Annotated in this window: 26 protein-coding genes and 4 pseudogenes; 14 read left to right on the top strand and 16 right to left on the bottom strand. The window is 46.9% G+C overall.

Annotated features, from left to right (window positions below):
- Positions 1 to 57: 57 nt before the first annotated feature.
- The 3 genes from JCM11969_RS17760 (at position 58) to JCM11969_RS09590 (ending at position 1,941) form a co-directional block, all read left to right on the top strand.
- Complete coding sequence (locus JCM11969_RS17760; protein WP_156319331.1) at positions 58 to 198, top strand: hypothetical protein; 141 nt, start codon at positions 58 to 60, stop codon at positions 196 to 198.
- Positions 195 to 326 (top strand): hypothetical protein, encoded by a 132-nt coding sequence (locus JCM11969_RS19885; RefSeq protein WP_263850049.1) that lies wholly within the window; start codon positions 195 to 197, stop codon positions 324 to 326. Before JCM11969_RS17760 ends, JCM11969_RS19885 begins: the two co-directional genes overlap by 4 nt.
- Before the next feature lie 463 nt (positions 327 to 789).
- Positions 790 to 1,941 (top strand): MFS transporter, encoded by a 1,152-nt coding sequence (locus tag JCM11969_RS09590; protein WP_054710824.1) that lies wholly within the window; start codon positions 790 to 792, stop codon positions 1,939 to 1,941.
- A 15-nt stretch (positions 1,942 to 1,956) separates the two neighbouring features.
- Here JCM11969_RS09590 and JCM11969_RS09585 read toward each other — a convergent pair whose 3' ends face one another.
- From JCM11969_RS09585 to JCM11969_RS09570, 4 genes and pseudogenes are all read right to left on the bottom strand, one after another.
- On the bottom strand, positions 1,957 to 2,259 hold the full coding sequence (locus JCM11969_RS09585; RefSeq protein WP_054710822.1) for a hypothetical protein: 303 nt from the start codon (positions 2,257 to 2,259) through the stop codon (positions 1,957 to 1,959).
- Positions 2,260 to 2,566: 307 nt separating this feature from the next.
- On the bottom strand, positions 2,567 to 3,373 hold the full coding sequence (locus tag JCM11969_RS09580) for a patatin-like phospholipase family protein (RefSeq protein WP_054710820.1): 807 nt from the start codon (positions 3,371 to 3,373) through the stop codon (positions 2,567 to 2,569).
- Positions 3,374 to 4,320: 947 nt separating this feature from the next.
- Positions 4,321 to 5,066, bottom strand: a pseudogene (locus JCM11969_RS09575) (SDR family oxidoreductase).
- Positions 5,067 to 5,080: 14 nt separating this feature from the next.
- Positions 5,081 to 5,611: a DapH/DapD/GlmU-related protein gene (locus JCM11969_RS09570; RefSeq protein WP_054710818.1), complete on the bottom strand. Its 531-nt coding sequence runs from the start codon at positions 5,609 to 5,611 to the stop codon at positions 5,081 to 5,083.
- Between the two features lie 108 nt (positions 5,612 to 5,719).
- Between JCM11969_RS09570 and JCM11969_RS09565 the strand changes: the two genes are divergently transcribed.
- Positions 5,720 to 6,604 (top strand): LysR family transcriptional regulator, encoded by an 885-nt coding sequence (locus JCM11969_RS09565; protein ID WP_054710816.1) that lies wholly within the window; start codon positions 5,720 to 5,722, stop codon positions 6,602 to 6,604.
- 128 nt (positions 6,605 to 6,732) lie between these two features.
- On the opposite strand, the pseudogene JCM11969_RS09560 reads toward JCM11969_RS09565, so the two are convergent.
- From JCM11969_RS09560 to JCM11969_RS09525, 8 genes and pseudogenes are all read right to left on the bottom strand, one after another.
- Positions 6,733 to 7,699, bottom strand: a pseudogene (locus JCM11969_RS09560) (GRP family sugar transporter).
- A 15-nt stretch (positions 7,700 to 7,714) separates the two neighbouring features.
- Positions 7,715 to 8,728 (bottom strand): ROK family glucokinase, encoded by a 1,014-nt coding sequence (locus tag JCM11969_RS09555; protein WP_054710814.1) that lies wholly within the window; start codon positions 8,726 to 8,728, stop codon positions 7,715 to 7,717.
- A 148-nt stretch (positions 8,729 to 8,876) separates the two neighbouring features.
- Positions 8,877 to 10,869 (bottom strand): annotated as a pseudogene (gene tkt / locus JCM11969_RS09550) (transketolase).
- A 55-nt stretch (positions 10,870 to 10,924) separates the two neighbouring features.
- Positions 10,925 to 11,755 (bottom strand): MurR/RpiR family transcriptional regulator, encoded by an 831-nt coding sequence (locus tag JCM11969_RS09545; protein WP_054710812.1) that lies wholly within the window; start codon positions 11,753 to 11,755, stop codon positions 10,925 to 10,927.
- A gap of 20 nt (positions 11,756 to 11,775) precedes the next feature.
- Entirely contained in the window at positions 11,776 to 12,330 is a 555-nt protein-coding gene (hxlB, locus tag JCM11969_RS09540) for a 6-phospho-3-hexuloisomerase (protein WP_054710810.1), read from the bottom strand.
- 235 nt (positions 12,331 to 12,565) lie between these two features.
- Positions 12,566 to 13,414, bottom strand: a complete 849-nt coding sequence (locus JCM11969_RS09535) for a MurR/RpiR family transcriptional regulator (protein ID WP_054710808.1) — start codon at positions 13,412 to 13,414, stop codon at positions 12,566 to 12,568.
- Positions 13,415 to 13,565: 151 nt separating this feature from the next.
- A complete protein-coding gene (locus JCM11969_RS09530; protein WP_054710806.1) occupies positions 13,566 to 14,222 on the bottom strand; it encodes an HXXEE domain-containing protein in 657 nt (218 codons plus the stop codon).
- Complete coding sequence (locus JCM11969_RS09525; RefSeq protein WP_054710804.1) at positions 14,219 to 14,884, bottom strand: HXXEE domain-containing protein; 666 nt, start codon at positions 14,882 to 14,884, stop codon at positions 14,219 to 14,221. The genes JCM11969_RS09530 and JCM11969_RS09525 overlap by 4 nt, the downstream gene beginning before the upstream one ends.
- Positions 14,885 to 15,048: 164 nt before the next feature.
- Between JCM11969_RS09525 and JCM11969_RS09520 the strand changes: the two genes are divergently transcribed.
- The 5 genes from JCM11969_RS09520 to JCM11969_RS09500 all read left to right on the top strand — a co-directional run bounded on the left by JCM11969_RS09520 (position 15,049) and on the right by JCM11969_RS09500 (position 18,652).
- Complete coding sequence (locus JCM11969_RS09520; RefSeq protein WP_054710802.1) at positions 15,049 to 15,381, top strand: TetR/AcrR family transcriptional regulator; 333 nt, start codon at positions 15,049 to 15,051, stop codon at positions 15,379 to 15,381.
- A complete protein-coding gene (locus tag JCM11969_RS09515; RefSeq protein WP_054710800.1) occupies positions 15,381 to 15,593 on the top strand; it encodes a hypothetical protein in 213 nt (70 codons plus the stop codon). Before JCM11969_RS09520 ends, JCM11969_RS09515 begins: the two co-directional genes overlap by 1 nt.
- 118 nt (positions 15,594 to 15,711) lie before the next feature.
- Complete coding sequence (locus JCM11969_RS09510) at positions 15,712 to 16,524, top strand: oxidoreductase (RefSeq protein ID WP_054710798.1); 813 nt, start codon at positions 15,712 to 15,714, stop codon at positions 16,522 to 16,524.
- A 311-nt stretch (positions 16,525 to 16,835) separates the two neighbouring features.
- Positions 16,836 to 17,831 (top strand): AraC family transcriptional regulator, encoded by a 996-nt coding sequence (locus JCM11969_RS09505; protein WP_054710795.1) that lies wholly within the window; start codon positions 16,836 to 16,838, stop codon positions 17,829 to 17,831.
- A gap of 185 nt (positions 17,832 to 18,016) precedes the next feature.
- Positions 18,017 to 18,652, top strand: coding sequence for a sulfite exporter TauE/SafE family protein (locus tag JCM11969_RS09500; protein WP_156319329.1), 636 nt, complete (start codon positions 18,017 to 18,019; stop codon positions 18,650 to 18,652).
- Positions 18,653 to 18,725: 73 nt separating this feature from the next.
- Here JCM11969_RS09500 and JCM11969_RS09495 read toward each other — a convergent pair whose 3' ends face one another.
- Together JCM11969_RS09495 and JCM11969_RS09490 are read right to left on the bottom strand one after the other, a co-directional pair.
- Entirely contained in the window at positions 18,726 to 18,965 is a 240-nt protein-coding gene (locus tag JCM11969_RS09495; RefSeq protein ID WP_156319328.1) for a hypothetical protein, read from the bottom strand.
- A gap of 85 nt (positions 18,966 to 19,050) precedes the next feature.
- Positions 19,051 to 19,815 (bottom strand): hypothetical protein, encoded by a 765-nt coding sequence (locus JCM11969_RS09490; RefSeq protein ID WP_156319327.1) that lies wholly within the window; start codon positions 19,813 to 19,815, stop codon positions 19,051 to 19,053.
- A gap of 142 nt (positions 19,816 to 19,957) precedes the next feature.
- On the opposite strand from JCM11969_RS09490, the gene JCM11969_RS09485 reads away from it, so the two are divergent.
- The 3 genes from JCM11969_RS09485 to JCM11969_RS09480 all read left to right on the top strand — a co-directional run bounded on the left by JCM11969_RS09485 (position 19,958) and on the right by JCM11969_RS09480 (position 21,058).
- Positions 19,958 to 20,536: a TetR/AcrR family transcriptional regulator gene (locus tag JCM11969_RS09485; RefSeq protein WP_054710789.1), complete on the top strand. Its 579-nt coding sequence runs from the start codon at positions 19,958 to 19,960 to the stop codon at positions 20,534 to 20,536.
- 148 nt (positions 20,537 to 20,684) lie between these two features.
- Positions 20,685 to 20,834 (top strand): hypothetical protein, encoded by a 150-nt coding sequence (locus JCM11969_RS19005; protein WP_225353220.1) that lies wholly within the window; start codon positions 20,685 to 20,687, stop codon positions 20,832 to 20,834.
- Positions 20,831 to 21,058 carry a hypothetical protein gene (locus tag JCM11969_RS09480; protein ID WP_263850048.1) on the top strand — a complete coding sequence of 76 codons (228 nt, stop codon included), beginning with the start codon at positions 20,831 to 20,833 and terminating at the stop codon, positions 21,056 to 21,058. Before JCM11969_RS19005 ends, JCM11969_RS09480 begins: the two co-directional genes overlap by 4 nt.
- 214 nt (positions 21,059 to 21,272) lie before the next feature.
- Here the strand turns inward: JCM11969_RS09480 and JCM11969_RS19000 are convergent.
- Positions 21,273 to 22,102 (bottom strand): annotated as a pseudogene (locus tag JCM11969_RS19000) (amidohydrolase family protein).
- A 328-nt stretch (positions 22,103 to 22,430) separates the two neighbouring features.
- On the opposite strand from JCM11969_RS19000, the gene JCM11969_RS09465 reads away from it, so the two are divergent.
- Both JCM11969_RS09465 and JCM11969_RS09460 read left to right on the top strand, forming a co-directional pair.
- Positions 22,431 to 22,997 (top strand): TetR/AcrR family transcriptional regulator, encoded by a 567-nt coding sequence (locus tag JCM11969_RS09465; RefSeq protein ID WP_054710780.1) that lies wholly within the window; start codon positions 22,431 to 22,433, stop codon positions 22,995 to 22,997.
- A gap of 404 nt (positions 22,998 to 23,401) precedes the next feature.
- Complete coding sequence (locus JCM11969_RS09460) at positions 23,402 to 24,190, top strand: hypothetical protein (RefSeq protein ID WP_054710778.1); 789 nt, start codon at positions 23,402 to 23,404, stop codon at positions 24,188 to 24,190.
- A gap of 35 nt (positions 24,191 to 24,225) precedes the next feature.
- Here JCM11969_RS09460 and JCM11969_RS09455 read toward each other — a convergent pair whose 3' ends face one another.
- The gene (locus JCM11969_RS09455) at positions 24,226 to 24,795 is read right to left on the bottom strand and encodes a TetR/AcrR family transcriptional regulator (protein ID WP_054710776.1); all 570 of its coding nucleotides are present in this window, start codon (positions 24,793 to 24,795) and stop codon (positions 24,226 to 24,228) included.
- Positions 24,796 to 24,929: the final 134 nt, after the last annotated feature.

Raw genomic sequence — 24,929 nt, 5'->3', positions numbered from 1 at the left:
AAACACTCTATAATTTCCATAAGATATGGAACAGACTTCCAGAAAGAGGTGAATCTTATGGCTGATCATACATTCGACGACCACTCAGCTTCGGTCGCTTCTACTACGATTTTAAAGGCGTTAAACGACGCTGCCAGCACCAAAGATTTGATCCGGACACAAAAAAACAGTTCGCCACTGCACTCTCTGCAGTATTGAGCTACGAAGCAGTCAAGCGGTCCCTCGCCCTCATTGCGGTGCAGGAGATCAACTACCTGCGTGACACGGATCCCGAGAAGCACTTACCAGAACATCATACGAGAACTTCGATTACGAAGTTAGATTAGAACGTTTTACAGAGCGTTTCACAAAGCGGTTAAAGACTGGAGCATAGGGCGACTATGATATAAAATCCCGGGTTTGGATTTTGTATCATAGTCGCCCTATGTGCAAGTCTTTGCTTTGTGAAACGCGTTTCGGCACGGTTGCCAAGAAAGTCAGTTAAACGGTATTTCGTAACAAAATATAAAACTGCCTCTGGGTGACAAGCAATCCTACTAACCATCCAACCAAGCAAAGAACCCACCCATCCCCCTTCCCCACCGCAACCCCAAAAGTACCGCACCCAAAACACCCACCAAATCTTGACAAACCACCCAATTTTCGCTATTTTAAAAACAGTAAATCGGAGCAGTTCACAATGAACTGGATAAGAATTCAATCGGACGGCAAACCAAACGCCAGATAAGATTACGATCTGTAATCTCGTCTGGCGTTTTTTGTCTCCTGACGAAAGGATTTGGCTTTATTTTGGCATCAAATCACAAGTTTCTCACTAAGAATTTCATGCTATTATTCATTGGTAACGCCATGGTCTTCATGGCCTACAACATGCAGGTGCCGGTTCTGCCGCTTTACGGGCAAAAAATTGGGCTCAATGCAGGACAGATTGGGCTATTCGTTGGTATCTTGATGTTTGCCGGGTTAATTGTCCGGTTCTTTACAGGGCAACTGTTGACCTATTTTTCAAAAAAGACACTGTTACTCATCGGTGCCGGTCTCTATCTGATGACCGCCATTTCCTACCCGTTTTTCACCGTTTTCGGCGTCCTTATCTTTCTGCGGGTGGTCAATGGTCTCGGCCATGGATTAGCAACCACCTACTTCGCCACCGCTGCGGCCGATGAGCTGCCGCTTAATCGTATGGGCACTGGGATGGGCTACTTCGGGGTCAGCAGCATGCTGACGGCATCACTGGCGCCACTGATTGCCATTCCGCTAGCTGAGTCGATCTCGTTTAACGCGTTCTTCGTGGCCTGTGTGGTCGTGCTCAGTATCGCAATGGTCAGCCTGCTGTTTCTGACACCGCGTGACCAGGTCCACCCTGTCCGTCGATCACAGCCAATATTTGCCGGATTTGATCGCGCATTTATCCCGCACTTCACCATGATCTTCTTTTTAGGACTCGTCATGGGCGGTGTAAATGCCTACACCACACTGTTTGCTAAGGTGCAGCACGTCTCTGGTGTGGCGTGGTTCTTCTTTGCCGCTGCAGTTGTGGGCGTTCTTATGCGGCCAATGATCGGCAATCTGTTTGACCAACGGGGCGCGTTTTTCGTGGTTATCCCTAGCATTGTCGCGCTGATCTTCAGCCTGTGGTTTTTGATCACCATGCACAACACTTGGCAACTTGTGCTCGCCGGTGTATTTTACGGCGCTGGTGACGGCGCCATTTTCCCGACCTTGCAGGCGTGGACACTGAAGGATGCCGGTAATGAAAAGCGCGAATCAGTCACTGGGGTGCCGCTTAACTGCTACGACCTTGGAATGGGTCTGGGCGCTTACCTGCTGGGACAGATTGTTGATATTAGCAGTTATCAGACCATGTTTGTGAGTTTGCTGTGGTGCACCGTGGTGTATCTCGGTCTGAGTGTTGCGTTCAAAAAAAGACGCCACCTGTGAGGGTGTGCGTCTTTTTTATTTATCTGCGTGAACGACCTGTGTGTTAAGGGCGTTGCTAAACGATATTTGCTGGTTCGGGCGGCCAAGGTTGAGACTTAGCATGCCCAGCGCAACGAAACTCATGAGCAGGAAAAGTGGGATGACACCACTAAGTGCAAAGTGGCCTTCCAGCCAAACGATACCTGCAAAAACAACCAGCATCAGGAGGTAGGCCCACACGTGCAAGTGTAATAGCAGCGCGGTGCCTAACCCAACGACCAATAGAATAACGGCGAGGCCGTAAAACAGCCCCTTCTCGGCTTTCATAAATCCTGACATTCAATTCTCTCCCATAATTTCTCTGATTTAGTTCTTATTCGTTTAATGAATTGAACTTATAGTCTAACCTAACAAGATTTTATGTATATGTAAAGCGTATATATGCATAATAGTAAATTATATTGTATAATATCTATATTCTATGCGTAAAAGTCATTTTTTAACGTTTAATTGTCAAAAAAAGCCGACTCTCCTTAAATTGGGAGTCGGCTTTGACTGTTGTTTAAAGATATAAGACTGGTTACAAGGTGCTTCATATGAAACATGGTCTAAGCGCGCCAAAATGCTAAAATCTCATCCTTAACATTCAGGGCCTGATCCCAGCCTGCTTGCCCGCTAGCGGCGCTCGGTCAGCATCATAGATTCCCTTACCAACAACCTCTTTGGTGTGCGCATCCGGAACAAACAGGAACGTCTTCGCGGTTTTCGACAGCTCGGCAACCTCTTCTTGAGTGCTGGGCATCTGACCGTAGCCAATTGGCAACGGTGCGATCACAAGCACTTTGCGGTAATCCTTGGCTAACAGTGGATTAGCAGAAGAAACCATGCCGCCATCGATCCAGTCGATCCCGTTAAACGAAATACTGGGCCAAACACCCGGGACAGCACCACTGGCACATGTTGCCTGAACAAGAGATACCCCGCTCTCCTTTGTAAGGACGTGGGTTTTACCAGTATCTCGGTCAACAGAAACGGCACCAAAGTGATCTGGAAACGCAAGTGTCTCCAACCGTGACTTCGCAACCGCCTCGCGTTCAGCTAACGAAATTTGCGGCTGACGGGTTTTAGAGATGTTGCCCATGGCACGCTCGATTGCCTCAGCATCCGTCCCACCTTCAATAAAGGCATCCCGCCACGCAAGAATAATATCCTTAGACGCAACGCCCGTTTTTTCATCTGGGTTGACCACCATTTGATGATCAAAATGCTGTTGCATATCATACCCACTGGCTAGAGCTGCCCCAACAAAGGAGCCAGCAGAAGTTCCAAAGATCATATCCGCCTGCCATAAGTAGATCCCCATGGCCTTCAAATTCGCAATAATCCCACTTTCCCAAGCAATTCCGGTAACACCACCGCCGCCAAGAACGACGGCTACCTCATTTCGTACCATGTCAGACCCTCCTAATTTCAATCTTTATCACAGACAAAGGTTTCGTTTGTTAAGATTGTACCGCTTATTGTTAGTGCCAACCTTAAAATTAGGGAGGTATTTTGTTTGGGCGCAAAAATAAGCCTGGTTCAGCAAAATGGATGTACAGTATTTATTCAGAACGGGTCATATGAAAAGTCTTTTCATTGTTAAGTGAGTCAAATTGTGCATAAAGTTCGCTTCGTTGCGCCGTTCGGCCCTGCAGGCTGCAGGTAAGAGTGTGGAGCAGGCCGGTTAACTCCCTACTGTGTAAGGCGACTTTGCCGGAAATTCCGTTCTTGAATTTCTGGCAAAGTTGCTTTACACAGTAGGGAGTTGGCCTGCGGAACACGTTTCCGCAATATAAACTAGAAATTCAAGGATCTCCTACGTCTCCCGTATTAGTAACCAACCAAAGAACGGTCGCTAACTAATACCGACACTACAGCCTGCAATGCCGACGCCTCCACTACGCTACAATGCTTATAATAGTCATCATAGATGTTAAGACTTCATAAGCGGTGCCATGAAACCTGCCAATTGAACGTTACTAATGACCAGCTCAAGGCGAGAAGCATTGCTGTCAATGACCTTACTAGCAGTCGAGGGCGGATTCTCTTCGAACTCGGTTTAATACCATTGTGATACTTAACCAGCGGTAAAAAGGTAGTTCAACGTCAGTGAAATGGAGTAATTTGGCACGGAGCTGTGGTGTCGACATCAGTTAGCGACCGTTCTTTGGTCGGTTACTGATGTGCGAGACGATGGAGATCCATTCAGATGGCGCACAGCGACAGCTGAATTAGCTTCATCGCGAGCCACCACACGGAGTGCCAAATTGCGGAATGCAACGGACTATCACCCAGCACAGGAAACCCTAATCTGACACGGCTTGACAGTTATTTTAAAAAACGATTGCTCGCTAAGCGCTAAACTTCCTGTCCTGCTGGCCGCACGATTACCTCTGAAATGGCAACGTGTTTTGGCTGGTCGATAGCGTACAACACTGCGTTCGCAACGTCTTCCGGGTTGATGGCTAAGTTTTGATCGTCATCAGCGGCCATCAGCGCACTAATGCCCTTTGTAATTTCAGGATTCCCGATGGTGTTAACTAGTTCAGTCCGGACAGCGCCTGGTGAGACGATGGTCGATCGAATACCGTTCCCCTTTTCTTCTTGACGAAGGCCTTCCATAATGGCCCGAACGGCAAACTTGGTGCCGTTATAGACGGCTGAAGCGGGGTAAACGACATGGCCGGCCACTGAATCGGTGCTGATGATCAGCCATCATGTTGTTGCTGCATCATGGGCAACACTTCACCAATGCCATTCAGAACCCCCATGATGTTCACGTTCAGCATCATTTGCCACTTATCATATTCACGGTCACTTAAATTACCCTGTGGCATCGTGCCGGCATTGTTATACAGCACGTCGACCCGGCCAAATTGATCGACTGCCGACTGAATCAGATCATGAACCTGGTGCTGGTCAGTGACATCTGTCACACGGTAATGGGCGTTCGCGCCGATGTCATCAGCTAATGCCTGTAACCGATCTTCACGGCGAGCCCCCAAAACGACTTGAGCGCCCTTGCTTGCCAATAATTTAGCAGTTGCAGCGCCGATCCCGCTGGAGGCACCTGTAATGACGACAACTTTATTTTCAATACTCATTTTAAAACTTCCTTTCAAATATGCTTGACTACTTTAGCGGGCACGCCCACCACAACAGTATTTGCTGGTACGTCCTTCGAAACGATTGCGCCAGCACCGACCACAGCGTTCTCACCAATAGTGACGCCTGGCAACACCGTCACATTAGCGCCGACCCACGCATTGTGTTTCACGTGAATCGAGCTGACGGATAGTTCGCGGCGATGTTCCGGTGCCATCTGGTGGTTAACCGTGATCAGTGACGCTCCAGGCCCGATCAATGCGTCGTCATCAATGGTAATCCCGCCAAGGTCAACCATTGTGACGTTGGCATTAATGAACACCCTGTCGCCAATTTGAATGTGCCGGCCAAAGTCGCTGTAAAACGGTAGCCGAATTTCAGTGTTATTGCGAACGGGCTGACCGATGATCTCACTGATCAACTGACGGCTTTCACACGGATTGTGCGGCATGGTATTCAACCGTTGCAACAGCCGCTGATTCTGATCGATCAGCGGTTGAAGCTCAGTGAGCTGCTGTCGATCAATTTGGCTTGTTTCTTGCATCTCATCCACCTGCTTTCTCAATGATAGTGAGTATACGGGGTATTAATAACTATGTAAAATACTTATATTAAATGATATAGTATGTCTAAAACCTATGGGGGTGATGTTATGGAAATTCGTGTGTTACGCTACTTTGTGGCGGTGGCAGAGGCTAAAACGATCTCTGGTGCCGCCAAACGCCTCCACCTCTCACAACCGACACTATCGCGGCAGATCAGTGAGCTAGAATCAGAAACTGGCAGTCAGCTATTTACGCGTGGCGCTCGGGAAATCACCCTAACGGATAAGGGGCGTTATTTGTTGCAACGTGCCAACGCAATCATTGCGCTAGTCGATAAAACCCAACAAAATCTTCAGACTGATCAAACTGTCATTTCAGGCTCACTCGATATTGGCGCGGGAGAAAGTCGCGGAATGCAGCGGTTAATGGACATTGTTGCCCAGCTGCAGCAGGACTACCCAGCGGTGTCGATTCACCTGCACAGCGGTGACGCTTCCGCCATCGAAGCCCAGCTTGCAGACGGTCGTTTGGACTTTGGGGTCATTATGGGACAGCGTCAACTTAAACAATACGGCGCATTAAAACTTCCTGAGGTGGACCAATGGGGCGTGATCATGCCAGAAAGTGCCTCTCTGGCTCAACAAAAATCTGTCGCCCCAGCAGACCTTGTTGGGATACCGCTAATGCTTTCCGAACAAGCTTTGCATCGTGACCTTTTTCAAGACTGGTGGCGCAACGTTGCCGACCAGATCACAATTGTCGGCACCTATAATCTCATTTTCAACGCCACGCTCATGGTTGCCAACGGCAGCAGCTATGTGCTGGGCTTTGCGAATCTCGTCAACACAGGTGAGGACTCGCCGCTGACCTTTCGCCCACTAGAACCGGCCTTAACTGAACCCATTACCGTTGTTTGGTCCAAGGAACAACCACTGTCCCCGATCGCGCAGTTGTTTTTGAAGCGACTGGAAGCAAATTTAGAATTATCGTGAGACCTGTAAAAACCACAATGCCTTCAAATGGCATTGTGTTTTAGATGTTTCATATGAAACACAGTATTGTCAGATATAGATATTGGTCGTGTCTAGTCAGCGTAATCTCTAACTAAACGCCAAACAATCTACCAATGAAGTGAACTCAAATTGCTGATTAAAATGCTGCCAATCACAATTAGAATCGACCCAATCGTGACGTAAACCATCTGACGACTCGTCTTCTTTTCACTCAGAATAAAGATGCCGCCAAACGTTCCAACTATTACGCCGCATTGTGACAACGTCGTCGCAACCGCCTGACCAATATGTGGATTCCCGGCCGCGATAAACATAAAGATGTTCCCAATGGCCCACACGATTCCAGTAACAACGTTGCGCCACGTGTATTTATCAAAAATAAGGTTGGGTTCCTTCACAAAGAAAGTGATGATCAGTAACGCACCAATCAACTGACCAACCGCCTGTGGGGCAATGATTGCCGTCATGTAATAGAGGCCGCTGCCGTTCGGTGTACTATGAACCGCATTACTGATAAACCGATCTTATTCAGTAGATTTGGGAAAACAAAGTAGAACATAAAACCGACCGTTGAGATAATAATGGCGTACATGCCCTGTCGAAACTTGTCAGCTGGGATCTTCGTTGCAGACTGGTCTTTCTTGTCAGTGACAGCGGTAAAGATAGCACCGACCGTCACCATCGCAATGGAGATCACTCCGAAAGTCCACATATTTAGCGTGGTCCATTCCCCTAAAACAATGGCGGCCATCAGTGCGTTCGTGATGATTTGGCCCGCTGTTGAAATCGGGTTCCCGATCGACACGCCAATTTTTTTAAAACTTTCAAATTGGCCGACAGAGCCACTGCCCAAAACAGGCCGGAAAAGATGCCGACCAGCCAAATTCTTGGGTTAAAAGCATAGGCCAGCCCGGCATGTGGAATGACAAAGAAAAATAGCGTGCCGAGACCTAGTAAGACTGACCCATAGGCCATTCCTAAGGTGCCTTGAATGGCTTTTCCGCCAGCTTTAGTCGTGACAATTACCGTCGCACCCCAGAAAAGTGCGGGGGCAAGTGCAATTAACATTAACATTATGCGTTCTCCTCCCTAAAGGACCATCTGTTTTGCAATGCGTTCCGTTGTTGTGAGTGCCGAGTCATCGATCGTGCTGAGTACTAACGAAGCGGCGCCAATCAAGCCTGCCGTGTTTCCCAGTTCAGCTAATTTTAATTGTGTACTCGTCTTCATGGTTGGAAAAAGATGCTCACGCAACGGTTTTTCAATGAGATTGAGCAAAAATTGTCCCGCTGCTGAAACGCCACCGCCAATGATCATGGTTTCTGGGTTCAACGTGTTACCAACATATGATAATGCCGTCCCCAGATAAGTGCATGATTGGGTTAGCGACTGTTCAGCCAGATAGTCCTTATCGCGTGCCAGATCAACCACAGTCTTGGAAGACACTTCTTCCCCCTGGTCCAGCATCGCTTTTAACTTTGAGTTACCTTCATACTCTTCAGCTTTTGCATGTGCCACCCGGACAATACCCGTTGCAGAAGCGTACTCCTCCAAACAACCCATATTGCCGCATGAACATTTAAAGCCGTTTGGGTCGACACAAATATGGCCAATTTCGCCTGCGGAACCTAGATAACCGGTTAGTAGTTTACCACCTGCAATAATACCTGAACCGATTCCGGTACCAAGCGTGATCATTAACATATTAGCGCTGTTATTGCCGGCACCCTTCCAATTCTCGCCAAGTGCCGCTGCGTTGGCGTCGTTTTCTAAAATAACTGGAATGCCTAGTGCTTCTTCAAGCGGCTGCTTCACAGCATGTGGTGTCTCCCAATTCAGATGGTAGGCACCAACCACGGCACGACCATGGTCGGTAACAGTTCCGGGGAAATCAAGCCCGACACCGTAAAAATCACTTAATTTCATATCGTACAACTGCACCCGGTGCTTGATTGAATTGATAATGTCAGGTACGACACGATTACCGTTATCAAGCGGATCCGTTGGAAAACTCCACTGATCTTGAATATCACCATGAACGTTAAAAATTGCAAATTTGACGGTGGTTCCACCCACGTCAACGCCAATTAATTTAGAGGGCATGTGCTGTCACTTCTTTCAGTTATTAAATGTAAAACGCTTACATATCAGTTTTAAAGCAAGGAAGGCCGTTGGTCGGCCTTCCATACGATCATGTTAGGATTTAAGTTGTCATTCTAATTGTGTCAAAATGCCTTACCTGGGATTCACGCTATTTGCCAAACGCATTGAGATACCGCTTAACAACATTTTCAACTGTGAACCCTCGTTGTGCCATTAGCTTATTAGCGTTTCCGCTCTCGCCAAAGGCATCGATACCGATTGAAATACCATCGAGACCAACGTAGCGTCCCCATGATTGGGTACTGCCCATTTCAATAGAAACACGATTACGCACGGCACTTGGCAGAACACTTTCCTTGTATGCTGAGGACTGTTTATTGAACAGATCCTGACTCGGCATCGAAACAACAGCAACATCGTGCCCCTGTTGTTGCAATTGTTTCTGCGCTGCCAGCGCAAGCTCAACTTCTGAACCGGCCGCAAGTAAAAGGCCTTCCGCGGTTGGTTTTTGGGCCGGTGAAATGACGTAGCCACCATGAGCAACATGGTCGTAAGCACTACCGCTTGGATCACTGATCTGTTTTAGTGGCTGCCGAGACATGGCAAACACAACCGGATTTTCGTGCTGTCGGAGCGTGTAAGCCCACGCTGCCTGTGTTTCTAACGCATCCGCGGCCGGAACAAAATGACGTTTGGAATAGCACGAATACTATCTAGTTGCTCAATAGGTTGGTGGGTTGGCCCATCTGGACCTAACGCCACGGAATCATGACTGAACAAGAAAATCGATGGTAATTTTTGCAAACCGGCCATTCGAATGGCGTTACGCATATAATCTGAAAAGACGAAGAAGGTACTGGTAAATGCTCGGCTGCCACCAAATAAGGTAATCCCATTAACAGCGGCGGCAGACGCAAACTCACGAACACCAAAGAAAATATTCTTGTTACTGTACTGTCCAGGTTCAAACCCATCATCGTTCTCAAAATAGGTCTTATTTGAACTGGAAAGATCAGCTGAACCGCCCCAGAAGTTCAATTCACAATCTGCCGTTTTTTGTAGCAACTTGTGCATTGTTCCACGGGTAGCTTCAGGCTCAGATGTGAGATCGGCTGGGTTGAAGTCAGGTAATCCGGCTTGGTCTGAAATGTTATCTTCGAAGCTTTGAAAACGTGAGCTATCGGTTTCTTCCAGTTTGTTCAACTTAGCCAACCACGTTTGTTGGGCAGGCACTTTACTATCTGCAATTTCTTGATAGGTTGCGTAAACGTCATCTGGAATTTCAAACGGCCCGTACTGCCATTTAAAGAAGTCTTTGGTCGCTTTAACACCGTCGTCACCCAGTGGATTGCCGTGAACAACAGTTTGACCAGCCTTTGGTGACCCATAGCCCAAAGTTGTTTTCACTTCAATAATGGTTGGGCCACTTTGCAACGTCACTGCTGCTTTAATGGCATTATCAATTTCTTCTAGATCATTGCCATTGGTGACACGAAGATAATTCCAGCCGTAGCCAGTGAACCGTTTTTCAACGTCATCCGTTAAACTCTTGTCAGCTTGAGCATCCAAGGTAACATCGTTTGAATCATAAAGCGCAACGAGGTTGTTCAGTTTTAAATGTCCAGCCAAACTAGCGGCTTCGTGGCTGATACCTTCCATCAGATCACCATCGCTAACTAGGGTGAAAATTTGATTATCTAGCAGATTATTGTCAGTAGTATTGTATTGAGTTGCCAGATGCTTAGCAGCCATCGCCATCCCAACTGACATTCCAAACCCTTGGCCCAGTGGACCAGTGGCGGCATCGATGCTGGAGTACCCAATTCAGGATGACCCGGTGTTTGACTGCCTAACTGGCGAAACGCTTTGAGATCATCCATCGAGATACCATACCCCAACAAGTGTAACAAGGCGTACATCATGGACGACCCATGGCCAGCTGATAACACGAATCGATCACGACCGAACCAGTTGGGATCCTTTGGGTTAATTCGTAAATAATTTTTATAGAGCACGTACAACATTGGTGACGCATCTAAGGGCAACCCCGGGTGGCCAGAGCCGGCGTGTTGAATCATATCAATGGCTAACGCTCGAATGGCATTAACTGCCTGTGTATCCTTTTCAGTAAATTTAGTCATGCTGATGTCTCCTTTTTTAGTTGAGTACTGATGCTATCCATAATTGAATCCTGTGCTAATACTTATACTGAGCTAAATTTCCTTCACGTTCTGAACCATACTGAACATAATGTCCGCTGTCGTCTGCTGCTAACAACGTGACCAAAAGATCCAAAATAGCAATCAACGGTAGGCGCGTTGACGCTGCAATTTCAAGAGCTGACGGTGCACGATGGACACCCAACAGAACACGACGGGCCAACTGGGTCAGCGGCGACTTATCCTGACTTGTAAGTGCAACCATTGGAATCCGATTTTGATTGCAAATTTCAGCGATATCTAAAATGAGTTTGGTACCGCCTGAATCGGAGAGCAGCAAACAAAAATCAGTTGGTCGCATTTGATATGCTAGGTTAAGTTGTGCCTCTGGCAGTGGTGTACTGATTGCCTTAACGCCGAGTTGGTTAAATAAATATGACGCGTAGGCAGCAAGATTGTTCGTATTACCAGCCGCAAACAGGTAGACCATTTGCGACTTTTTTAGCTGATTCAACGTTTCTTGTAACACCGAAATGTCAATTACCTGTTGCGTCCACCCAAGGTCCGCAACCTTTTCCTTAAAGAGGTCACGGACAACGGTGCTCAAATTAGGGTCATCCGTTATCGTTTGTTTCAGCACACTTTGACGTGCAAGAGAAATTTTCAGATGGTAGAAGCCCTTGAACCCAGCCTTTTTAGAAAAACGCATCACCGTGGCCTCACTCACATGACTGCGTTCAGCCAACTCAGTGACCGTCATCTTGGCTGCGATATCGGGGTGTCGCAACACATAGTCCGCCACCTTGGCTTCCTGGCCATAGAGTGTGCTATAGATCTGCTTAATGGCGCGAATTGCTGGGTTCGTCACGAGTTTCTGCCTCCTGTCACCTATTCCAAATTAGAGTGGCGTTTGAACATATCGTTGCCTTGTGTGCTGACATCAGCCATGATTTCCAAAACCAGTGCATCACTGGCGACCAGAACACATTGTTCATAAAGAGACGCCATGGGTTGTTCTGAATGAAAATCACTATCACTAACAACCTTGCTTGGTGCCTGAATGACAATTGAATGATCCGCAATATCATGTAACGTTGAATCTTCATTTGTCGTCATCGCCAAGACGTTACCCCCAAGGGCCTTTGCCTTTTGTGCTTTTTGAACCAGTTCCTTGGTCTCACCAGACCCAGAAGCGACGATCAAGAGGTCACCGGCTTCAAAATCAGGCGTAATCGTTTCGCCAAATGCGTAACTTTCCATTCCCATATGCATCAAGCGCATGCCGAGTGACTTAATCGAGAAACCGGCACGTCCAAGTCCCAAAACAAAGATTTTCTTTGCTGACGTAATTGCCTTCGCAGCTTCCGTAAATTCGTCATCTGGAATCTTATTAATCACCGTTGAAATTTCTGAAATAACTTGATCCGAATATTTGCTCATCATGTGACCTCTCACGAAATTTATTTTGTTGACACACAGATAATAGCACCAATAAAAGCGGTTTTCAACAAAATATACGAAATATTTTTTATTTAAAATACAAAATACGCGAAATTTATATTCTGAATATCGTTATCCTAATGATTTAGAGACACAAAAAAAAACGGGTAGCTCTGTAGCTCTCCGGTTTTATCTGTGTCTCATTGTACGCTTCAACTCATCTTTTTGGTGCCATGCCCTAATACTTGTACTTTGCCAATCGATTTTCCTGTGTTACACCGTTATTTGCGTATTGCCCACTCTCATCAGCAGCCAACAGCATAATCAATAAATCAACTACGGCCATCTCCGTCAACTGAGTCGCACCGGCGATTTGCAGTGTAACTTGCTGAGATTGCGGACTTAACAGTACCGTATCCACCAGTTGAGTTAATGGTGATTTATCCTCTAGCGTAATGGCGATACTAGGAACCTGGTAGTCGTGTGCAACCTGTGCAATATCAGTCGTGAGCGTTGTACTCCCAGATTGTGAAATCAATAAACATGCGTCGTTAACAGTCATTTGGTAGGCAAGATTAACCTGCATTTCTGGCAATGGCGCGTTAACTGTCTTAACGCCAAGTTGGTTAAACAAGTACGCGGCATATGCTGCTAAATTGTTCGTGTTGCCGGCCGCAAAAATGTACAGGGTCGCCGCCTGTTTGATGCGGGCAAGCGCAGTTTCTACCTGGCCGTCATCAAGGGAACTACTGACTGCCTGCAGATCCGCCGCCTTGGCTGCTAACAGTGTCGAAACAGCTGCTGACATATTCTTAGGGTCGATCTTCGTCTCCGATGGCGTTATTTTCGGCACCGATGCCTGTTGTGCCAACGCCAATTTCAGGTGATAAAACCCTTTAAATCCCGCTTTTTTTGATAATCGCATCACAGTAGCTTCACTAACGGCACTTGCTTCTGCGAGCTCCGTAACGGTCATTTTTGCCGCCTCTGTACCATGTGCAATGACGTAATCGGCCACCTTTTTCTCCTGGCCATACAGGTCATCATAAACAGCCTGAATCGCTTCAATTGCGTTTTGATTATTCATTGTGGCCTCCCACTACAAAATTTATTTCGTTGCATTTAGTTTAACACGAAATTGATTTTGAAAACGGGATTTCAGAACAAAATAGAACAGGCCATCTTCATTTGAGGCACTAAATTGTTTCATATGAAACACTGACTACTCAGTCATATACTTATCGCGCATCATTTTTCCGAACCTGCTTCATATACCGTTCTGCCCGATTGACCTCTTCGACCGTAAATGAATACTGTTTCATCGCGCCAAATTTTTGATAAACCGGTCCGCGAAAGGCCATCCAGTAATTGAAAATGATCCAAATGATTGCCAATACCCAATCCAACCAATGATACAGATGAGTCATCGGCGCCCGAACGAGGTAGGCAATGGTGATTGGTGTTAATCCAAAAGTTGCGGTCAAGAACCCCGGATTATAGAGCATTTTGAGTGACAGCGGGAAATAAACCAGATGCATTGCCAGCTCTGCAAATGCAAAAATAACGGCTGCCAAACTCAACCAATGCCACTGTGGCATGAAGAGTGGCAACACATACACGAGCACAGCAAACCACTCGTTGCCCCAAAGTGACGACAGCTGGTTAAGGGTCCATCTTGTTGAATCGCGTTCATCAATGTGTAATTCAACGTTGACCCCCACCCATGGAAAGCCGCCCGGAAAACCCATTTCTTCATAGAAGTGCAGATGAATCACCAGCAGACTTGCCAAAATCGTCGTTTGCAGCAGGTTCCACTGACCAACGGCCAGCACGACTGCAACGAGACCCGCAACAAAAACAGCTAGCTCATACCAGTGGCGAATGATCCATTTCATTTTGACGACCCCTTCCGTGTTAGACTGGCAAAACGAACGATCTGATGAAATCGGGCGATCTGCCAATCGCTGATAACATAAGGTGTCTTCTTATTCTTCAAGACCTGCACGGGCATCACAATCGTCACTAGAATACAGATAATCAGCATCAGCCCGCCAAAGAGCCACCCCCAACCAGACAGCAGATCATTCGCCACGATTACTGCGATATAGCGCCAGCCGATGGGTAAAAATAAAACCATTGTTGTCGCTAACCCAGGGTTATACCAGATTTTCAACTTGATATTCATTTCGACTAAATGGCCTAATATCTGGAAAAGGCTGAATAGCATGACCCCTAATCCCAACCAATAGACATGCGGTAAGACAATACTGATGACATAAATAACCCACGCACTGGTATTCACGAGGCAAATGGACAAGGTGTTCCCAGGATATCGATCCGTTAGCTGTCGTTCATCATACACGACCCGATTAATAAACATAGGCGCGCCGCCAGGAAACTGGTACTCCTCGACTTGATGCGCCAACAGCGCCATAAAATTAGCAATCAGCAACCACTGGATCTGTGTCAGATCAGGACGCATCACCGCCAATAGGGCAGCCATGATGATCAAGATCACGGCCCCAAATCGATACCAATTATTGATTATTATTTTCATTATTCTCACTCCTTTTCTGCCTTTACGAAGGGTGACGCGATAACCCCAACCTATTTACCGACGCGCTTAATGTCTCACTTGTAACACTTAATAAAACTCATTATACTGATGGCGTATGGAAACACCAGCGTTCCAAGACTAAGTGACACAAAGGAGGTTCACCTGTGACAGATAAACCGATTAAACGCGTGCAACAGGTCGACCAAACGATTTCATGGTTAACTAAGGCCCTGCTCCAACTCATGCAACAAATGCCCTATTCAAAAATTACGATTAGTGCCGTTGCAACCCGGTCAGGCCTGTCACGACGGACCTTCTACCGGCATTTCCAATCAATTGATGACTTACTTGATAAGGCTATCGAAACTCAGGTGGCCGACATTATCGCGACCACCAAGACCGCCCGGCCACACCATTTTCGAGAGGTCGTCACGATCTTCTTTACCGCCTGTGTGCCGCAACGCGACTTCTGTTGGCGCTGCAAGCAAACGGGTTAATGAGTCACCTGCTGACACAGCTCACAACGGGCATTCAAACTAGTCTGCTGACCTACCTGCTCCCTCAAAATGACACCTACGCCTTCGCATTTGCTGCTGGTGGGATCTGGAACCTGCTGAACCAATGGCTGACTGAGGGCGCCACCGCAACGCCTAAAGAGATGGGAACCGTTGCAGAACGCATCGCGATCCACCTTGGTGACGTCATCTAGTTTCATTTTTGGCGTGAACTGACAAATGAATGGCGCGTTTGAACATTCAGTCTAGGCTCAATTCTGACTATACTAATGTCATTCAATCAAACAAAAAGCCATTAGGAGGCCATTCATTATGACAGTTATTTTAATTACAGGCGCCAGCAGCGGTATCGGGTATCAGACAGCAGCACAACTCGCAAAACAGGGCCACATCGTTTATGGAGCTGCCCGCCGTGTTGAAAAGATCGCAGCACTGGGCAATGCCGGCGTTAAACCATTGAAACTTGACGTCACCAGCGATGCATCCGTGCAGACGGCCGTTTCCCAAATCATTTCAGAACAGGGGCGCATTGACGTTTTGATCAACAACGCCGGCTATGGGTCATACGGCGCCGTCGAAGACGTTTCAATCACTGAAGCGCAAAAACAACTCGACGTGAACTTACTTGGCGTTGCCCGGTTGACCCAAGCCGTCCTGCCTTACATGCGCAAACAACACAGCGGCCGTATCATCAACACCTCATCGATGGGCGGGCGCATGACCACCTACTTTGGCGCTTGGTACCACGCCACAAAATACGCACTGGAAGCTTTCAGTGACGCCCTGCGGATGGAGGTCAGCAACTTCGGTATCGACGTCAGCATCATCGAACCCGGCGGCATCAAAACGGACTGGGGCTTCATTGCGGCTGACCACCTCGCTGAATCAGCTAAGGGCGGCGCTTACGAACAGTACGCAGAAAAAACAGCTGCGGGCATGCGCAAGCAGTACGGCTCAAATCTGATGTCCAACCCAAAAATCATCGCCAACACAATGAGCAAGGCAGTGAATGCCAGCCGCCCAAGAACCCGCTACCTAATTGGAATGGGCGCAAAGCCACTGGTCTTCCTGCACACGGTATTGCCAACGAGGATGTTTGATTGGATGATGATGAGGGCATCGTAGGAGAGTGTGGAGCAAGGCGGTTAGAGGGCGGAGTGTAAGCAACTCTGGTCAGAAAAGTCCGGGCCTGACTTTTTTGACCAGAGTTGCTTACACAGGAGCCCTCTGCCTTGCGGAACACGTTTAGTCTCGAGGCTAATAGAAAGACTTTTTGGGTCGAAGTGCCTGACATAGTAGCCCTCGCCTTGCAGAACCCGTTTAGTCAACCCCAAAGCGAACCACATCGCCAATCCCACAGAACCCCCCAAGAATTCCAAAACCAACTCAACCACGCCAAAAAAAGCAGTCACCCACCAAAGAAAGGAGCCCCACTCATGAAAGTCGCCGTCCCAAAACAATTCCAAGCCTTCATGCAAACGTCAAACATCGATTTTCCAACCATCCTCAAACAAGCGGGCATCGCCAACCAACTCTGGCGCGAAGAACTGGATGTCTCAGACCAGCAGTATTTTCAATTATTAACCGCCCTCTCTGACGTTTTGACCGATGACCAGCTGGTTACTCTAAGCGATGTCAACCGCATCAATGCTTTTATGCCGCCCTTCTTCGCGGCATTGTGTGCACCAGATGGTCTAGCAGCGTTAAAGCGCCTTGCGACTTATAAAAAGCTCGCAGGTCCCATCAAATTTGACGTTCAGGAACTCGGAAATCAGGTTCAGGTAGAAATCTCGTTTATTTATCCGCAACAGGAACTGCCGCGCTTCTCGATTTTGAATGAACAGCTGCTAATTCTCAGCGTCTTGCGAACGGGCAGTGGTCAGCCGCTAACGCCCACCCTACTAGCTGGTCCATATGCGTATGGCAACATCGTCGAAACTCAGTTCGGCCTTTCAGGTGAACAGGTTGCACAAGGCAATCAACTCGCCTTTGATCTCGTCGACCTCCAGCGACCATTTCAAACGCAAAATAACGTGATGTGGCAATATTTAGAGCCGGAATTCAACCGGCAATTGGCAGCCATGAACAGCCAGCAGCGTTTCACCAATGAGGTCAAGAAAGCCCTATTCAAGGCCATCCCAAGCGGTGACTTTACCGGCGAGACCGTTTCCCAGACCATTGGCGTCAGCCAGCGTACGCTGCAACGCAATCTCAGTGCGGAAAACACGACCTTCAAACAACAGGTTCAAACTGTACAAAAGCTGCTCACCATCAACTATCTGCACGATCCAACGTTGACCACGACTGACATCGCCTATCTTGTCGGTTACGTGGAACCCAGTTCGTTTTCGCGAGCGTTTAAAAAATGGACCGGTGATACCCTAAATGCGTACCGCCAAAAATTAAGTCTTAAAGACGAAGATCCGGCTTAGATCATTGACCTAAAACCGGATCTTTTTCCACGAGAGCCCATTGACACGATCATCAAACTCCGCCAAACTGAATAGCGTCGATTCCAAAAAAGGAGGCCAGGAGACATGATCTGGCTAGTCATTATCATTCCCGCACTACTAGCAGGCCTGGTCCAAGGCTGACGGGATTTGGCGCCGTCATCATCATGATGATCTTCTTTCTATCCGTCCTACCCATGCAGCAAGCGGCCGGTATTGGCGGTGTTATTATGCTGGCGAGTGTCTTGGTGCAAACCATCCGTTACCGCCATTATTTCAATTTCAAACGACTCATTGGGCCATTCATCATCTACGCAGCAGTGGCAACCTGGTCCGTGCATCTAGGCAGTATCTTGAACACCCATGTGCTGCGACTCATGCTGGGTGGGCTGCTAGTGGCGCTCTGTCTATATTTCACCTTGTCCAAGCATGCTGGCGATCACAAGTATCCATTAATTGTCTCATTCGGATTTATGGTGATTTCCGGCTTTTTCAACGGTCTGTTTGGTATTGGCGGTCCGCTGATGGCGCTGTACTTTCTGTCGTTATCCAAAACAATGCCGGAATATATCGCGAATATTCAAGGATTCTTCCTTATCGATGCTGTGTATATTGCAACGATCCGAGTGGCAAACGGTATTCTGGGTCCCACCGACATTCCCTATATCATCGTGGGGATGGTTGCTGCAACCGTGGGCACCATGATTGCAGCGCGATTATCAACGCGCTGGAATTTAACGACGATCAGACCGCTGATATATGGCTTTATTGGCTTGAGCGGGTTATATTATCTCCTGTTTTGATCGAAGTGTTTCACGTGAAACCTTAATTGACGGCAATCAAAAACGACTAACCATTCCGGCTAGTCGTTTTTAATTACCCTTTTTTTAATTGATCAGCGAACTGATTCATTGCCGCTTCAACCTTGATCTTTTGATCTGGTTTTACCAACACCAATAAGTCATCCTTCATGTTAAGAAACGCTTTGTAGTCAAAAGTACCTGCTTGCTGAGCTTGGAAGCTTTTTTGCAGTATGTCGTGTACCCGGTCTTGATTTGTCGGTTCAACAGCAGCATCAATAAACGCTAGAAATTTGTTTTGTCCATTTTCCATCATAATCACGCACCTAATTTACTGATATGATTTCTTACAGTATATCAAAGGGCATAGTGTTGTCACAGACAATGTGTCTTCTTAATGACTAGTCAAACTTGATAAGGTCTGCATCATAGTAAACCTTGTCCTGATGAGCATAGAGAACCGGTAAGATGTCTTGCATCCGTCCAGTTTCCTGAATATTATGAGCAATCCACTGCATCCCAGCTTCCTTCGAATATAGTTTCGGGACAATGGTCTTATTGAAAATTTCACTGCCAGTCTCGGTTCCAACAGCGGTTTCCGCGTAAAACGTGCAACCATCATCCGCCGGTGCATAAACGTGCTTCACATGTCCGGTCGCTTTCCCATTTTTCATCACGTTAAACGTAAAGGTATGTGTGTTGAGTTCCACCGTTTCCATTTCATAGTAGATCACATCATTCACTTCGTTAGTCAGCTCGTGAATCTTTGATTTGCCACCTTCGAGAAAACCAAGGTTCCGTTTCCCGTTAACATCTGTCAATGGTGTAACGGCAACATGGTCGCGATGATGCCACAGGTGATAGATCGACACAGCGGGGCCTGAAAAATCAACGCCATTCCAAGTGGTCACACACCCTAAATGCTCAAAAAACCATTGAATCATTTCCGGTGTAACACCCTTCACGTCGTCATGCTGAACTTTTGCTGTCATTACACCGCGATCACTGACCACAAAGTCAGCCCACTTAGCAGAACTGTATCGCTTAAAATTTAATTTTCCAGCCTGTTCTAATGCGTTACGAGCAATCAAATGCTGTGCGCGTAATCGGTCCCAATCTTTAACGTGGGTGTCTTTTAAATGCATCTCTTTATTTGTCATCATCATGACCTACTATTATTGACGGCAATTAACTTCACCTGATATGATACATGTGTTACTTATGGTTCATTTGTTCCATAGGCTATTTTTACCATATGCTTGATTGCCACACAATAGTTCTAGGACTTGTATGACAAAAGGAGGACTTATGTTTCACATCAAAGACGACATTCGTGCACAACGGTCTGCACAGCTGCTTTATAACGGTCTGATGACGCTTTTAGACACGAAACCTTTTACTCAAATTACGGTATCTGACCTCTCTCGTGAATCAACCGTTGGCCGGACAACCTTCTACCGGCATTTTGATGACACCATCGATATTTTAACTTGGCAGTGCAATACACACATGCATGATGCCCTCACCAATTATGTCGCCGACTTTAAACCAAACGATGAAACTAGCAGTTTACTGCGATATGTATTGACGAGTATCTTATCCCCCCAAAACGTAAAGGCGTGGGAAATGCTGCTTGAAATGGAACGACTCGACATCATCTATAACGTCTTTATTCAAAATGCTCATATCGTACTTGAATGTTACGAGCAAATGGGGCTGTACCATCCAAATGATGATTACGCCTACTTTGTATCAACTCGTGTCGGCTTTTTAACGGGCATATTAAATGGCTGGCTGCATAGCGGCAAACAACAAACCGTTGACGAAATACTGGCCATTGTTTTGCGTCAACACCAAGAAGTGATCGCAAGCGAGCTTCTCTTTTAGCCGATTAATACTTATGTTTCGAATTAATTGTGCACTATTCAATTGATTGTTGCCATTTTTCGTGCTAAATTGAATGTAACGTTAATCTAATGACAACTATAGACGTGCAAATAAACACGTTTTGACAACAGAAAGGACCCCATACCACATGGCAAAATTACTTGAAGGCAACACCTTAACTGATGAACAACAACAATTTTTCAACGATTCAATGGTCTTCTTATCAACGTCTGACACCTCAGGTCATCCCCAACTGGTCCTAAGGGATCACTGCATGTGCTGGATGCGAACCATTTGATCTACTTTGAATACACATTCGACCACGCTTATGCCAATGTGAAGGCCAATACCCACGTGGCTGCCGCAGCTTGGGATCCTAAGAATCATTTAGCATTTCGGGTGAACGGAACAGCGCACTTACATGAAGACGACGATTTTGCCAAAAAAGCGCTTGAAGGAAGTAATCTCGACCACGCTGACGTCGTTGTGATCGATATCGAACAGATCTTTGCATTAGCTTAATGCTGTTGTTTCATGTGAAACCTCGTATTTCCAGTATTTAAAAAAACACCTGCCTGAATGGGCGGGTGTCTTTTTGGTGTTGGGTTCCCTGCTGAAACAGGTTTTTACTAATAATTAACCCTGATGCTCTCCTGATAGATAATCCATCGCATCTTTTGACCGACTAAACGTTTTGGAATCGTCAGCAATAAGCCCTTCCTCTTCAGCCAAGGCTTTAATCATTGCCCTTCTCGCCCTTCAATTTCCCATCCAACTGTAACAAATCAACCGCGTTTTGATACCCGATTTTTTGCCGTTCATCATCAGTGAGGTCAGCCTCGTCCAAGAAGTGTGCAGCTGCAGCACCCACACGTTGGTTATACGGATAGTCAATCGAATACATCAGGTGGTCAGCGCCCATAATGGTCTTAGTCAGGGCCATTTGTGATTGATACAGCATGCCACTTGGCGTGATGAAGAAATTATCCCGGTAAGTTTCTAAAATACTCCGATCAAGTTTGACCGCTAGGCCCACCGTTTGATCCAGCCGTTCGATAAAGTTTGGTACCATTTCACCCCAGTGACCGGTGATGATGTGCAAATTAGGATGCGGTCAAAGACGCCATCCATGATCAACCGAACCATTTGGACACCAAGGTCTTCATGCCAGCCCCAGCCAGCACCCGCAAACGTGTAGGCTGCCAGTTCTGACCACTCACCTTCAAAATAGTGTCCGCTGATGTTGCCGGGAATCAGTGCCGGATGGAAATACAGCGGCACGTTCAACTGCTCCGCCATGGCGAAGATCGGTTCATAGAACGGATCATCGAAGAACTTGCCGTTATACACACCGTGAATCATGGCACCTTGCAGCCCTTTTTCTTGAACCGCCCGCATCAGCTCAGACGCTGCTGCTTCTGGGTCGCCAACGGGTAGGACTGCCCAGCCGCCAAGTCGGTCAGGGTGTTGTGCAATTGCATCGGTTAGCTCATCGTTTGCTTGTCTGGCTAGCGGAATCGCAACACTTGGCTCTAAATTCTGAGGTGTGTTATCACCATAACCCATGATCTGCATCGCAATCCCATTATCATCCATGAATTTTAGTCGGTCCTCGCCGGCAGCTGTGATGGCACTTTGCGTGTTACCCGACATGGCTGCAAAATCGGCAATACTGTGATCTTCTGGATTGTGATGTTGCGGCGTCCAGCTAGGTAAATAGGGTTTTGCTGCCTCGTTGACCTGCTGTGACTCCCAATGTTCTTCCAATGTCACTAATTTCATGTTGACGACCCGCTTTCATTTATTTGCCCATAGTATATGAAACTTTAGCAGCGTCGAATACCCGTTTTCGGTGTCAAACTATGGTAAACTGTCACAGAAAGCAGGTGAGGTTATGCCAATCACGAATTATCAGCTCATTTCGGATCGTCACGTCGACCAGCGCCTACAGCACACGCAAGATCAGCTGTACGCCGCATTACTGGCGAATTTTGAGGCAGGCACCCCCTTTGACGCCGTCCGTGTCACACAGCTCTGCCGTCAAGCTCACGTCGCCCGGCAAACCTTCTATCGCCATTACGGCAGCATTGGTGAGATCGTCGAAGTCATGAGCGTTCGACGACTCTATCAATTTCTCGAGCAACTCACAAAACTCACGGACATTAAAACAGAAGGACCGCGGCGAGCTGTTGCTGCCCTCGTCGCAAATAAGCAGACCCTTCAGTTGATTTTTTGGAGTCGCACCACCGAAACGGTCGTCCAATATCTAACTGGTGAGATTTTACGCGTCCTATCAGAACAAGAAAACGAGACCCTTCACCAGCCGATGTTGGCCGAAATGTACGCACGAAACTTACTCAATTTTGGACAACTCATGCTAAAATTCCCCCAACTTTCATTCGGGGAACTGCAACCATTGTTTCAAAAAACAGTGCCGAGTCTAGCCTCGATTTTTGGGTAGCTGACAAGTTGTTTCACATGAAACCGTTACTTACCAGTTAAAGAGTCAAAAACACCCACCGAGAAATGATTTCCCGATGGGTGTTTTCGTATTAGAAGTTTACTTTTCTGACTTCTTAGCTTCGTTCATTGCTTTCATGATTGAAGGGTTCTTTGAATGACAATCCTTGATCATGTTTAAGTCTTCTTCGCTTAATTCAACCGTATATTTGGCCATGTGGTTTCCCTCTCTTCTTAAAAAAATTCACAGTTTAACTATAACATTTCCGGTGCCGGGTGCAAGCCCCATCTTTTAGATAATTTACGCGAATTGTCTAAAAAATGGACAGTCCGTCCAATTGCTTCCAGCATCACTGTGCATCACCCGTTATCCTAGACTTATTAAAACGAAAAGAGGGTCTCATCATGACAACCTTTAACCTAGCAATTGAAATCAACAACGAACCCTATTCAGAAACACAACTGAATCGCTATAAGTATGAGCGCGCCCTGCATTTTCTCCACGAGGTCATTGACCTTGGTGTCACGCCCAAAACACAAGATGGCCAACCAGTGACAGCAATCGCACTCAACTGGATGGCACCCGACGCAGTCCTTGATTTAGCCGTGGCCACCCACACGGCCCTCGGACCAGAAGGCACACTCGACCTCTTCAAAACGATTTTAATTGATTCAGACACTCGTTGGCACACCTTCAATCAGCGGCCAATTGATGAGCAAGGCTGTTGGGTCGGCACAACCCACATCACTGCTCACGGGATTGACCCCGCAAGCTTTGGAACGGCCATGGGCACCGTTCAAAATGGTGATTTGCCATTTCAGATCATGCCAGAACACTACTACGTGGCTGGGGATGTCACTACGGAACAGCAGACCATCATGGAAACCTTTGGCATGCTGGGCGAGCCAACACTCACTTACGGTACTGGCAGCAAAACGATTCCAGATTATGCCGATGTACAACGACTCGCCGATCACCCTGGTATTTTAAGTGGCGCGACCTTTCTTAAGCACGATAACTTCAACATTCACGTTGGTGCCGTTCATCAAATTCAACCACTTGATAACGGTCTGGATATTGTGTCGTCCTATTTCTGTCCCAAAGACGCACCCAAAGCTATCGCAGACGGTCATACGATCCATTTTGCTCTGGAACTTGGTGGCGCACTACAACTGATTGCGAACCAGAAATAGGTTAAATCTACTAGACGTTGCTCAGGTGGCAGCGTCTATTTTGTTGTTAAAGTAACGATCATCTTCATATACTGATATAAAAATTGGGCCAATTGAGCTGTTGACAGTTGTTCACTATGCTGTGCCCACCAGGTTAATAACGACCAGCGGGCACCATCGACTGCCTGTTGAATCAACTGCTGCGAAAGCGGATCTTGCGAAGGCGTATTTTGAAAATAGTCGTCCAATTTTTTATCAAAAAAGCGGCTCATCTTCCGTTCAAAGTAAGGATCGCCATTGGGGCCTAACAGCCGCTTAAATGTGGGCATCTGTTCCGTTATGCTGGTCAATTTGTTGAACAACTCGTCAGTGGGATGAGCATCCTGATACATTGCTTGCGGCGTGTAGGACTTTGCCGCTAATTGTTCAAGAAACTGGTCCTCGATGTCTTCCAAAACATCTAAAGCAGAATCATAGTAGATGTAAAAACTGCCATGACTCACGCCCGCGTTTAAAATTAAGGTCTTAACCTTAATGCGATCAAATCGAGTTGTCTGTAATAAATCTAAATAAGCAGCTCGGATTCGTGCATCAATTGTGGGTTTAGATGGTTTTCGTGTGGTCATGAGGTCTACTCCCTCCCTTTTTTATTGGCTGCTACTATTTGTAGCCGAAAAGGTATTATGCCCCATTCTACTCCTGATAGGGTAACAGCTGCCTAGTCTTAGCACCCGGCAACATTTCAAACGTTATTTCCCAG

This window comes from Secundilactobacillus paracollinoides DSM 15502 = JCM 11969 (assembly GCF_001311135.1).
GTDB classification, from domain to species: Bacteria; Bacillota; Bacilli; order Lactobacillales; family Lactobacillaceae; genus Secundilactobacillus; species Secundilactobacillus paracollinoides.
The sequence above is the reverse complement of the archived record's forward strand: the minus strand, read 5'-3'. Positions and strand labels throughout refer to the sequence as shown.